The following is a 12,435-nucleotide window of genomic DNA, read 5'->3' on the forward strand; positions in this document are numbered from 1 at the left end:
GAAGGCTCCTCAGGCGGCGAGGTCGAGTTCGGCGAGCGAGCCGGTCACACGCAGGCCGGGGGTGGGCTCCAGCACGTTCGGATCGACGCCGCACAACGCGAGCGCGGCGGCGAGCACCGGACGGCGGGCGCGGTCACCGCCGTCGGCGATCTTGATCGCGATCGCCGTCCCGTCCGGGAGCGCGGCGACCTGGACGGCTTCGAAACCGTCCTTGGCGATCAGGCCGGGGACCGCGCGCATGAGCGCGGTGACGTCGCGACGCGTGCCGGCGACCAGTTCCGGATGCTTCCGGATCCCTCCGGCGACAAGGCCTTCCGGCGTCCCCGGCGCCGCCGCGGCGATCCTGCCCACCGCGCGGGCGAGACCGCGCAGCGAGACCGCGAACAGGGGAGCGCCGCAACCGTCGACGGCCACCTTCGGGATCCGCTGCCCGGTCAGCTCCTCGACGCTTTCCGCGATCGCACGCTGGAGCGGATGCGCGGCGTCCAGGTAGTCCTTTGTGGACCATCCGTGCAGGCGGCAGGTCGCGAGCATGGCGGCGTGCTTGCCGGAACAGTTGTGCGCCAGCCTCGAGGCGCTCCGCCCCGAAGCGACCCAAGCGTCGCGCTCGACCGGGTCGAACGGCAGGTCTTCCGGCGTCCGCAGGTCTTCCGCGGTGAGCCCGGCGCCGTCGAGGGTCCTGAGCACCTCGGCGAGATGGATCTCCTCACCGGAGTGGCTGGCCGCGCCGACGGCGAACCCGGCGGGGCTCAGCTCGACGCCGAGCCGCGCCATCGCCGTGGCCTGCAAGGGTTTCGCCGCCGAACGCGGATAGAACGCCGCCTCGACGTCGCCCGCGGAGAACAGCACGCGGCCGTCGGGCGCGAGCACCACGGCCGAACCGTGGTGCACCCCCTCGACCATGCCGTCGCGAAGGAGGTGCACCAGTGGCTCGTGCGCGGGCACGCGGATCTCCGGCGTCACAGCTTCGTCTTTTCGAAGACGTCCATGTTGATCCGCTTGCGGACCCCGAACCAGCCCGCCACCAGCGCGAGCCCGATGACCGGCAGGCAGTACAGGGTGATCCGGCCGACCTCGTCGAAGCCCATCAGCACCACGACGGCGACGAGGAAGATCAGCGTCGCGATCTCGGTGTAGGGCGAGAAAGGCAGGCGGTACGACGGACGTTCGACCTCACCGCGTTTGGCCTTGCGCACGAACAGCAGATGCGAAAGCACGATGATCGCCCAGGTGCCGAGGATGCCGATCGCGGCGAAGTTCAGCACGATCTCGAAGGCCTGGCTCGGCACGACCGCGTTCAGGCCGACACCGACCACGCAGACCGCCGAGGTGAGCAGGATCCCGCCATAGGGCACGTGGTTCTTGTTCATCACGCCGGTGAACTTCGGCGCGGAGCCGGCCAGCGACATCGACCGCAGGATGCGGCCGGTGGAGTAGAGACCCGAGTTCAGGCTGGATAAGGCCGCGGTCAGCACCACCAGGTTCATCACGTTGCCCGCCTGCGGCACCCCGATGTGCGAGAGCACGGTGACGAACGGGCTTTCCTGCTTCGAGTAGGCGTCCCACGGCATCAGCATCGCCAGCAGGACCACCGAGCCGACGTAGAAGATCCCGATCCGCCACATGATCGAGTTGATCGCCTTCGGCATGATCTTGCGCGGGTTCTCCGTCTCGCCGGCGGCGACGCCGACCAGCTCGACCGAGGCGTAGGCGAACACGACACCCTGGATGATCAGCACCATCGGCAGCACCCCGGCCGGGAAGATCCCGCCGTGGTCGGAGATCAGCGAGAAGCCCGGCGTGTTGCCGTCGATCGGCTGCTGCGTGACCAGCAGGAAGATCCCGATCCCCATGAACGTCACCAGCGCGGCGACCTTGATGATGGCGAACCAGAACTCCATCTCGCCGAACAGTTTCACCGAAACCATGTTCAGCGCCAGCACGACCGCGAGCGCGATGAGCGCCAGCACCCATTGCGGGATCGGGGTGAAGAACGACCAGAAATGCGCGTACAGCGCGATCGCGGTGATGTCCGCGATACCGGTCGTCGACCAGTTCAGGAAGTGCATCCAGCCCGCGACGAAAGCGCCCTTCTCGCCCATGAATTCCCGGGCGTAGGAGACGAAGGCGCCGGAGGAGGGGCGGTACAGGATGAGTTCGCCGAGCGAGCGCACCACGAAGAACGCGAAAAGGCCGCAGACCGCGTACACGATCGCGAGTGCCGGGCCCGCCTGCGCGAGCCGTCCGCCCGCGCCGAGGAACAGGCCGGTGCCGATGGCGCCGCCGATCGCGATCATGTTGACGTGGCGGGGTTTCAGCGCCTTGTCGTAGCCGGCGTCACCGGCGTCGGCCGGCACCGGCGCGGCTTTGCCGTCCGCGCTGAGGGTCTGTTCGGTCACGGTGTCAGTCGTCCTTGTTCTGGTGCGTCGTGTGGCCCGGCCGCACGATGGTGGTCAGCGCGTCCTCGACGTGCTCGAGATGGGAGGTCATCGCCGCGATGGCGTCCGCTTCGGAACCGGAGGCGATGGCGGTGACGATCTCACGGTGCTCGGTGTTCGAGCGGGTCCGACGGTCCCCCAATTGGTTGAGAAAGGACGACTGACGGGCCAGCGCGTCCCGGATCTCTTCGATGACCTTGCCGAAGACCGGATTGCCGGAAGCCTGCGCGATGGTGATGTGGAAGAGCGAGTCCAGCGCCACCCATGCGGTGTTGTCGGTTTCGAGATCCATGCGCTCGACGAGGTGACCGAGCAGGTCCAGGTCGTCGGTGCTGCGGCGCACGGCCGCGTACCCGGCGACGGGGATCTCCACATGCCGCCGGACCTCGAACAGGTCACGGGCCGAGTAGGTGCCGAAGGTGGGGTTCTCGACCGGCCCGGTGGCGGTCACGAAGGTCCCTTTGCCCGTTTTGGACACGGTGAGGCCGAGCGCCTGCAGCCCCCGCAAGGCTTCGCGGACGACCGAGCGGCTGACCTCGAACTCCTTGCCGAGCGCGGATTCCGACGGCAGTTTCTGGCCGACGGGGTACTCGCCACGCTCGATGGCGCCGCGGAGATGGGCCAGAACGGCCTCCATCGCGCTGACGCGTCGTGGACCACCATGTCCGGCTGTCTGGCTGTCAGACAGGTTCATGAGACGAGATCGTGCGGTCGGCCCCAGGCTTTGTCAAGAGATCAGCCGAGCGCCTCGATCCATCGTGCGAGGTCCTTGTCGACGGTGTATCCACCCGTGAATTGGAACCCGTGCTGGGCACCTTCGTAGACGCGGAGTTCCGTGGTGACACCGGATTCCCGCGCCGAGGTGGCCAGTGTCACAACGTTCGCGTTGGTCGTGAGTGGCGTTTCGGGTTAGAACCCGAAACGCCACTCACGACCCCGGGAGTTCATGCGCGGCTGAGCGCGATCACCGGGAACGGCCGCGTGGTCTTCGACTGGTGCTCGGCCAGCCTCGGGAACGCCTTCGCCTGCTTCGCGAACAGACGGTCCCGAGCCGCTCCGGTCACTTCGGTCGCGTGAGCGGCGAAGGCCTCTCCGTCCGCCTCGACGTCGACGGACGGCTCCGCGACCAGGTTGCGATACCAGTCCGGATGCCCGGGCGCGCCGCCGTTGGCGGCGAAGACGATGTAGCGGTCGTCGTCGGCCAGGAACAGCATCGGCGTCACGTGCCGTCGCCCGGTGCGGGCACCGGTGGTGGTGAGCAGCAAGGTCGGGAGACCGTCGCCGTGGCGGCCGTTCGCGCGGAACTCCGCGATCACGCGCTCGTTCATGGCCTGCAGGTCGATCATCAACTCTCCGGGCGTTCGGTTGATCTTGGCGGCTGGTCAGTCTGCACATCCACGCCCAGGTCGGCAAGCATTTTCCGATCGGCGCAGCTCACGACCCCGAAACTGTCGGTGCCGCTGGCGATACTGATCCCGTGTCCCCCGTCAGCCGCGGCCGCAAGCCCGCCAAACGACCGAAGCACCAGCGCTCCCACCGGACGCGGGCGCCCTTGGACGTGTCCAGGGTGGAGCGCTGGCCGAAGCTGCTCCACGGGCCGATCGAGCTGTCCGGCTGTGTCGTCCAAGGCCAGGTGGATCAGGACCTGGTGGTCCTGGCCGCCACACTGACCGCCGGCAAACGCACGGTGGGCGTCGAAGTGGTGGTGAACGGTCGCGAGGTCGACGTGATCGAGCTCCACGCCGACCTAGAGGACGCGCTGGCGGTGCTTCGCAACGGCTTCGAGTTGGTCGAGGCCCCGCTGACCCCCGAGGAGTTCCGGAGCCAGGTCGAAGCGGCGCTGAACGTCAAAGCGGACACCGTCGCCTGGATTCGCGAGAGGATCCCCGACCTCTTGAAGGTGGGGAGAGATCCGAGGCCCGATCTGCCCGAGCGTGCCGCCCAGCTGCGCCGGTGGCTCGGTCTTCCCGGCTACGATCCGCTGCCGCGCACACCGTCGGCCGACATGCTGCCGCTCGTCCTTCCGCCGCCCGCGCCGGTCACCGGGCTTCGGCTGGCGGTCGCCCTGACCGAGCCGGAAGACGCGATCTGGCGGAGGCTCGAAGTCCGCTCCGACGTCACCCTCGCCGGACTGCACCGGATCCTCGCGGCCGCGTTCGACCGCGACGAACGGGAGTACCACCGGTTCGAGACCGCGTACGGAGGTTTCAGCGTCGACGCGCAGAGCTGTGAGGGCGACCGTTTCGACGACGAAGTGACACTCGGCCAGGTCGTCACTTCGCCGGGCCACCGGCTCGTCTACGAGGCGGAGAGCTGGATGCACTGGATCCGCGTCGAGCGGCCGGTCGCCCTCCCCGAAGCACCGAGCTGCCTCGGCGGCGAACGCGCCGCGCCTCCGCCGGAATGCGAAGACGAGCGGAGTTACGAGATGTTGCTGGAGGCACGGCGTGATCCGTACGACGAAGAGAACGAGGAACTGCTCGAAGAACTCGGCGGCTTCGGGTTCGATCCGGAGTGGTTCGACAGGGAGGTGATCAACGAACGCCTGGCCCGGCTGAGCTGACCCGGCGAGACACGCTTCGCGCCCATTCGGGTGGTGATCGCTCCGGCGAGGCTGCTGGATTTGATCTCGCCGAACCAGCAGACTCGGCAGCGCGCGAAGGCCGTCCAACCCCGTAGGGCGCCGCAGAACCCCGGCGCATAAGGTGGGAGGACCGGCCCGCGTCAAGCAGCCAGGGATCCGTCTGCCTAGGGGAGGTTTTCGCTGGTGTCGAACGATTCCTTCGTCCACCTGCATGTGCACACCGAGTACTCGATGCTCGACGGTGCGGCGAAGATCGCCCCCTTGTTCAAGGAGGCGGCGCGCCTGGGCATGCCCGCGGTCGGGATGACCGACCACGGCAACATGTACGGCGCGGACGAGTTCTACCAGCAGGCGGTCAAACACGACCTCAAGCCGATCATCGGCATCGAGGCCTACATCGCGCCGGAGAGCCGCTTCCACAAGAAGCCGGTCTTCTGGGGCCAGTCGAACCAGCGCGGCGCCGACGAGTTCGGTGAGGGCGGTGACGTCTCCGGCGGTGGTGCGTACACCCACATGACGATGCTCGCCGAGAACTCCACCGGCCTGCGCAACCTGTTCAAGCTCTCCTCGCTGGCGAGCATGCAGGGCTACTACCGCAAGCCCCGGATGGACCGCGAGCTGATCGCGGAGAACCACCACGGCATCATCGCGACCACCGGCTGCCCCTCGGGCGAGGTGCAGACGCGGCTCCGGCTGGGGCAGCGCACCGAGGCTATCCAGGCGGCGTCGGACTACAAGGACATCTTCGGCGCCGACAACTTCTTCCTCGAACTGATGGACCACGGGCTGCCGATCGAGCGGTCGGTCCGTGAGGGCCTGCTCGAGATCGGCAAGCTGCTCGACCTCCGCCCGCTGGCCACCAACGACTCGCACTACGTCACCAAGGACCAGGCCGACACCCACTCCGCGCTCCTGTGCGTGCAGGCGGGCAAGACCCTGAACGACCCGAACCGCTTCAAGTTCGACGGCGACGGCTACTACCTGAAGTCGGCCGCCGACATGCGCGAGTACTGGGACAAGGAGGTCCCCGGCGCCGCCGACTCGACGCTGCTGATCGCCGAGCGCGTCGAGTCCTACAAGGACGTGTACACGCACAAGGACCGGCTGCCGTTCTTCGAGGTCCCCGAGGGCTACGACCAGGGCACCTGGCTGCGGGAAGAGGTCGCGCGCGGCCTCAAGTGGCGGTACCCGGACGGCGTGCCGGACCCGTACTACAACGAGCGCATCGAGATCGAGCTCGACGTCATCATCGGGAAGGGCTTCCCCGCCTACTTCCTCATCGTCGCCGACCTCATCAACTACGCCCGCAAGGTCGGCATCCGCGTCGGCCCCGGCCGTGGTTCCGCCGCGGGCTCGCTGGTCGCGTACGTCCTCGGTATCACCAACCTGGACCCGATCCCGCAGAAGCTGCTGTTCGAGCGGTTCCTGAACCCCGAGCGCGTCTCGATGCCCGATATCGACATCGACTTCGACGACCGCCGTCGCGGCGAGATGATCCGTTACGCCACCGAGAAGTACGGCGTCGACAAGGTCGCGCAGGTCATCACCTTCGGCACCATTAAGACCAAGGCGGCCATCAAGGACTCCGCCCGCGTCCACTTCGGTCAGCCGGGGTACGCGATCGCGGACCGGATCTCGAAGGCGCTCCCGCCGCCGATCATGGCGAAGGACATCCCGCTTTCGGGCATCGTCGACTCTAAGCACGAGCGCTACGGCGAAGCGGCCGAGGTCCGCGCCCTCGTCGAGACCGACGAAGAGTGCAAGACGATCTTCGAGACCGCCCGCGGTCTCGAAGGCCTGATCCGCAACGCCGGCGTCCACGCCTGCGCGGTCATCATGTCGTGCGACCCGCTGACCGACGCCATCCCGCTGTGGCAGCGTGACGACGGTTCGATCATCACCGGCTGGGACTACCCGTCGTGCGAGGCCATCGGCCTGCTGAAGATGGACTTCCTCGGCCTGCGGAACCTCACCGTCATCGGTGACGCGATCGACAACATCAAGGCCAACCGCGGGATCGACATCGACCTCGACACCCTCGGCGTCGACGACCCGGAGACGTACAAGCTGCTCTCCCGCGGTGACACGCTCGGCGTGTTCCAGCTGGACGGCGGGCCCATGCGTGACCTGCTCCGCCGGATGCAGCCGACGGTGTTCGACGACATCGTGGCGGTGGGCGCGCTGTACCGCCCCGGCCCGATGGGCATGAACGCGCACAACGACTACGCCGACCGCAAGAACGGGCGGCAAAAGGTCAAACCGATCCACCCCCAGCTCGAAGAGCCCCTGAAGGAGATCCTGGCCGACACCTACGGCCTGATCGTCTATCAGGAGCAGATCATGCACATCGGTCAGAAGGTGGCCGGCTACTCCATGGGCCGCGCGGACGTGCTCCGCCGCGCCATGGGTAAGAAGAAGGCGGAGGTCCTCGAGAAGGAGTTCGTCGGCTTCGAAGAGGGCATGAAGTCGAGCGAGCTGGTCCCCGGCGGCTTCTCCTCCGAGGCGATCAAGGCGCTCTGGGACACGATCCTCCCGTTCGCCGGCTACGCGTTCAACAAGAGCCACGCGGCCGCGTACGGCCTGATCTCGTACTGGACCGCGTACCTCAAGGCGAACTTCACGCCGGAGTACATGGCCGCGCTGCTCACCTCGGTGGGTGACAACAAGGACAAGTCGGCGGTCTACCTCTCGGAGTGCCGCCGCCTCGGGATCAAGGTGCTCCCGCCGGACGTCAACGAGTCGGCGCTGAGGTTCGCGGCCGTCGGGGAGGACATCCGCTTCGGCATGGGTGCCGTCCGCAACGTCGGCGCGAACGTCGTCGAGTCGATCATCAAGACCCGCGAGGAGAAGGGGAAGTACTCCTCCTTCACCGATTTCCTCGACAAGTCGGAGCTGGTGGCCTGCAACAAGCGCGTCATCGAATCGCTGATCAAGGCGGGTGGCTTCGACTCGCTCGGCAACACCCGGCTTTCGATGATCCAGGTGCACGAAGACGCGGTCGAAGCCGTGGTCCCGCTCAAGCGCCAGGAGGCGATGGGCCAGTTCGACCTCTTCGGGTTCGGCGGGGACGACGACGCGGAAGCCGCGGCGTCCTCTTCACCGCTCGCGCATCTCAAGTTCGGCGAAGAGGAGTACCCGCGCAAGCAGCTTCTGGCCTACGAACGGGAGATGCTCGGCCTGTACGTCTCGGCGCATCCGCTGGACGGCGCCGAACGCATCCTGCGCAAACACGCGCCGCGGCCGATCGCCGCGATCCTCGCCGACCCGCCGAAGGAAGGCGAGCTGGTCGTCTCCGGGCTGATCACCTCGCTGGAGCGCCGGGTCAACAAGAAGGGCGAGCCTTGGGCGATCTGCACCATCGAGGACATGGACGCCTCGCTCGAGGTGCTGTACTTCCCGAAGTCCTACGCGATGTTCTCCGCCGACCTCATCGAGGACAACGCGGTCCTGGTCAAGGGCCGGGTGAACTGGCGCGAGGACAAGATGTCCATCTTCGGCGGCGGTCTCGTCCCGCTCGACCTGTCCGAGGTCGGCAACGGCGACGACGACCTGCCGCTGGTCCTGCTGGCCGCGGCGGAGAAGATCGACCAGTCGGTGGTCAGCGAGCTGAAGCAGACCTTGCTGGCGCATAAGGGCGAAACCCCGGTGCACCTCAAGCTGGTCGGCAAGAACCAGACGGTCTTCGCGCTCTACGACTATCCGGTCAAGGTGACGTCGATGCTGATCGGTGAGCTCAAGGGCATCCCCGGGATCACCGCCAGCACCTGATGACCACCTACGAACCCGACCCCCGGCGCTGGAAGGCGCTCGCCGTCTCCCTCGCCGCCGGGTTCATGGGCCTGCTCGACGTCAGCATCGTCAACACGGCACTGCCGTCGATCCAGAAGGATCTCGGCGCGTCGAGCGGCGGGATCCAGTGGGTGGTTTCGGGCTACGCGCTGGCCTTCGGGCTGGTGCTGGTGTCCGGCGGCAGGCTCGGCGACGCGCTCGGCCGCCGCCGCATGTTCCTGTTCGCGCTCGCCGCGTTCGTGCTGACCAGCGCGTTCGCCGGCGCGGCGCCGAACGAGACGACGCTGATCATCGCGCGGCTCCTGCAGGGTTTCGCCTCGGGCATGATGACGCCGCAGAACAGCGGGATGATCCAGGACCTGTTCCGCGGCGCCGAACGTGGTCGCGCGTTCGGCATGTTCGGTGCCACCGTCGGGATCTCGACCGCGGTCGGGCCGGTGCTCGGCGGCGTGATCCTCGCCGTCTTCGGTGACCCGGAAGGCTGGCGCTGGGTCTTCTACGTGAACGTGCCGATCGGCATCATGGCGTTCGCGCTGGCCCTGAGATGGCTTCCGAAACCGGAGACACCGCCGAGAAGCCTGCGGGGCGAGATCGACTTCGTCGGCATCATGCTGCTGGGTGTCGCCGTACTCGGCGTCCTGCTGCCGTTGATCGAATCCGAACAGGGCGGGCTCAGCAGCCTGTGGTGGCTGTTCGTCGTCGCGGTGGTCTTCGGTTTCGCTTTCGTGCGCTGGGAACGTTCGATGGTGCGGCGCGGTCGGCCGCCGCTGCTGGACACCCGCCTGTTCACCGGGACCCCGGGCTACGCGACGGGTGCGGCCGTCGGCGCGCTCTACTTCAGCGGGTTCACCGGGATGTGGCTGGTCTTCGCCATCTTCTTCCAGCAAGGCCTCGGTTACACGCCACTGCAATCCGGGCTCGCCGTCACCTCCTTCGCGCTCGGCTCGGCCGTGTCGGCGGCGATCGCGGGACGGCTGGTGCCGAAGTGGGGCCGCAAGCTGACCGTCACCGGGCTGGTGATGGTGATCGCCGGGATGGTCACGGTCGCCGTCCTCGCCGGTCAGGATCCCGGCGCCGCAGCGGGCTGGTGGTTCGCGTTGCCGTTGCTCGTCGCCGGTGTCGGCGGTGGCATGGTCATCTCGCCGAACACCACGCTCACCTTGGAATGCGTCCCGACGTCGATGGCAGGAGTGGCCGGGGGAGCGTTGCAGACCGGGCAGCGGATCGGCACCGCGATCGGCACCGTCGTGCTGGCCTCGGTCTTCCACGCGGTACTCGGCGCGAACGGCGGCTACCCGTCGGCGCTGACCGCGGCGATGCTGTGCGCCGCCGCGTTGACGAGCTCGGCGCTCTTACTCGCCGTGATCGAACTTCGCGCACGCCGGAAGCGGCGCTCGCTCACTGAGCGGGAGGACGCCGAGCGGGCGGCCGCCGACAGTCAACGCGGCTGAGTCTTTCGCACCGGCCGACGACTACGTTCGGCAAGATCGGATGCTCCATCCGAGTGACGGAGGCAGTCATCCTCTGGTGCTACTCAGAGCAACCGGGTACACCTAACGGAGCCTTCACCGCTGTGACTCGGCTACCGACAGTGGTATTTCTGTCGATCGATCGGGGATGGATCGATCGGCTGGAGCGATCGTGGTGAGTCCGGAGTTCTCAGGAATGGACACCTACGGTCACGAGCCGGTGGACAGCCGTCGGCGTCCGCGGGGGACCGTTCGGCGGCGGCCGGTTCGACACCATTGGCGAGCCGGGTCGCGGTGAGGCAATCGCGCGGGTGGGTCCGCGCGGGGTCGCCTGGGGAGGTGCACCCGGCCCGGGCCCACCCGCCGCGCGTTTCTCCGAGTGTGTCATCCGCTCCCGGCTGCGAAGATCTCCGCAGATCGAGATTGCGAGGAGCACCGATGGCGGAGAGTTCTGTTCGGCGGAATCGGCTGCGGGTCTGGTACCGGCCGATGACGATGCGCGATTCCGGTGAAGGCCACCGGGTCGCGACCCCGCTGGAGCTGTTGTTCGACCTGTGTTTCGTGGTCGCCGTCGCGCAGGCCGCCGCCGGTCTGCACCACGCGATCGCCGAGAACCACATCGGGCACGGCGTGCTCAGCTTCGGGATGGTGTTCTTCGCGATCTGGTGGGGCTGGCTGAACTTCAGCTGGTTCGCGTCGTCGTTCGACACCGACGACGTCCCGTATCGCCTGGTGACGCTGGTGCAGATCGCGGGCGGACTGACCGTCGCCGCCGGTGTCTCGTCGGCCTTCGACGGCGACTTCGAGATCGTGGTCGCCGGCTACGTCCTGATGCGGCTCGCGATGGTCGTGCAGTGGCTGCGCGCCGCGCGGACCGATCCGGACTGCCGCCCGGCCGCGCTGCGGTACGCCATCGGCATCACGATCGTCCAGATCCTGTGGATCGTCCGCCTCGGTCTCCCGGAGTCGCTGGCGCTGCCGTCGTTCTTCCTGCTCCTGCTGGCGGAACTCGCGGTCCCGGTGATCGCCGAACGCAAGCGCTGGACGGGCTGGCACCCGCACCACATCGCCGAGCGCTATGGCCTGTTCACGATCATCGTGCTGGGTGAATCCATCCTCGGCGCGACCACCGCGATCAAGGAAGGCCTGGACGAGGGCAAGCACACCGGCAGCCTGATCTCGCTCGCCGCCGCCGGGCTCGTGCTGGTCTTCTCGCTGTGGTGGCTGTACTTCGACCAGCCGGGCCACGTCAGGCTGGAGAAGGCGAAGAGCCTGTTCACCGTCGCGAGCTGGGGCTACGGGCACTACCTGATCTTCGCCTCGGCGGCCGCGCTCGGTGCCGGCCTCGAGGTGGCGGTCGACTACGACACCCACACCGGGCACGTCGCGTCCCTGCCCGCCGCCATGGCGACGACCGTGCCCGTCGCGATCTACCTGGTGAGCGTCTGGCTCATGCACATCGGCCCCACCAACGAATGCCGTCCGATCGCGATCGGCTTCCCGGTGACCGCGGTGCTCGTGCTCGCCGCGTCGTTCACGCCGGCGCCCATCCACATCACCGCGGGGCTCGCCGCCGCCCTCGTCGTGCTGACCGTCGTCGCGACCCACGGCGAGCCGGTGCCGGGGGAGAGTCAGATCGATGCAGGTCAGAGCGCCGGCGCGAAAAAAGGGACCCCCCTGTAAACGCCGGTTTCGGGCCGTGTAATGTTCTCTTCGTCGCCAGGGAAACCGAGCGGCCGCCGGGAACACGAACCAAGCTCCCACCGGATGGTGGTAGAGTGGGTGGTCCCGAACCGGAGAGGTAACTCTACCCCCGCTGAAACGGCAGTTTCGAGCAGGTGCTAGGGTGTGCTCCGGACAAAAGCCAAGAAATGACTGCTTCGGATAAGGCCGCGTGATGGCGGTGCGATTCGGGGTGTGTTGCTTGAGAACTCAACAGTGTGCTAGTGAACTAAGCCAGTAGAGCTTATGTATTGAAACCTCGTAAGAGGTTCCTTTGAGAGCAAATTATTTGCCTCGATCAAATTTGACATTGTTGGAGAGTTTGATCCTGGCTCAGGACGAACGCTGGCGGCGTGCTTAACACATGCAAGTCGAACGATGATCCGGTTTCGGCCGGGGATTAGTGGCGAACGGGTGAGTAACACGTGGGCAA

9 protein-coding genes and 1 rRNA gene are annotated in these 12,435 nt (G+C 67.2%); 5 read left to right on the forward strand and 5 right to left on the reverse strand.

The features are described 5' to 3' along the window. Positions 1 to 9: 9 nt before the first annotated feature. The 5 genes from DMC61_RS27485 to DMC61_RS27500 all read right to left on the reverse strand — a co-directional run bounded on the left by DMC61_RS27485 (position 10) and on the right by DMC61_RS27500 (position 3,784). Positions 10 to 963, reverse strand: a complete 954-nt coding sequence (locus tag DMC61_RS27485; protein WP_125692396.1) for an asparaginase — start codon at positions 961 to 963, stop codon at positions 10 to 12. Beyond that, complete coding sequence (locus DMC61_RS27490; RefSeq protein WP_125692398.1) at positions 960 to 2,399, reverse strand: amino acid permease; 1,440 nt, start codon at positions 2,397 to 2,399, stop codon at positions 960 to 962. Before DMC61_RS27490 ends, DMC61_RS27485 begins: the two co-directional genes overlap by 4 nt. A gap of 4 nt (positions 2,400 to 2,403) precedes the next feature. Then, positions 2,404 to 3,075 carry a FadR/GntR family transcriptional regulator gene (locus tag DMC61_RS27495; RefSeq protein ID WP_016336099.1) on the reverse strand — a complete coding sequence of 224 codons (672 nt, stop codon included), beginning with the start codon at positions 3,073 to 3,075 and terminating at the stop codon, positions 2,404 to 2,406. A gap of 98 nt (positions 3,076 to 3,173) precedes the next feature. After that, positions 3,174 to 3,314, reverse strand: coding sequence for a hypothetical protein (locus tag DMC61_RS41480; RefSeq protein ID WP_199750119.1), 141 nt, complete (start codon positions 3,312 to 3,314; stop codon positions 3,174 to 3,176). Between the two features lie 68 nt (positions 3,315 to 3,382). Then, positions 3,383 to 3,784 (reverse strand): nitroreductase/quinone reductase family protein, encoded by a 402-nt coding sequence (locus DMC61_RS27500; RefSeq protein WP_125692400.1) that lies wholly within the window; start codon positions 3,782 to 3,784, stop codon positions 3,383 to 3,385. 131 nt (positions 3,785 to 3,915) lie between these two features. On the opposite strand from DMC61_RS27500, the gene DMC61_RS27505 reads away from it, so the two are divergent. From DMC61_RS27505 to DMC61_RS27525, 5 genes are all read left to right on the forward strand, one after another. Continuing rightward, entirely contained in the window at positions 3,916 to 5,001 is a 1,086-nt protein-coding gene (locus DMC61_RS27505) for a plasmid pRiA4b ORF-3 family protein (protein ID WP_233594964.1), read from the forward strand. Positions 5,002 to 5,205: 204 nt separating this feature from the next. Further along, positions 5,206 to 8,790, forward strand: a complete 3,585-nt coding sequence (gene dnaE / locus DMC61_RS27510) for a DNA polymerase III subunit alpha (RefSeq protein WP_125692402.1) — start codon at positions 5,206 to 5,208, stop codon at positions 8,788 to 8,790. Continuing rightward, positions 8,790 to 10,262 (forward strand): MFS transporter, encoded by a 1,473-nt coding sequence (locus tag DMC61_RS27515; RefSeq protein ID WP_125692404.1) that lies wholly within the window; start codon positions 8,790 to 8,792, stop codon positions 10,260 to 10,262. Before dnaE ends, DMC61_RS27515 begins: the two co-directional genes overlap by 1 nt. 456 nt (positions 10,263 to 10,718) lie before the next feature. After that, a complete protein-coding gene (locus DMC61_RS27520) occupies positions 10,719 to 11,963 on the forward strand; it encodes a low temperature requirement protein A (RefSeq protein WP_125692406.1) in 1,245 nt (414 codons plus the stop codon). Between the two features lie 349 nt (positions 11,964 to 12,312). Next, positions 12,313 to 12,435, forward strand: a 16S ribosomal RNA gene (locus DMC61_RS27525); the annotation flags it as partial.

It is taken from the genome of Amycolatopsis sp. WAC 04169 (assembly GCF_003947535.1).
Taxonomy (GTDB): Bacteria; Actinomycetota; Actinomycetes; order Mycobacteriales; family Pseudonocardiaceae; genus Amycolatopsis; species Amycolatopsis keratiniphila.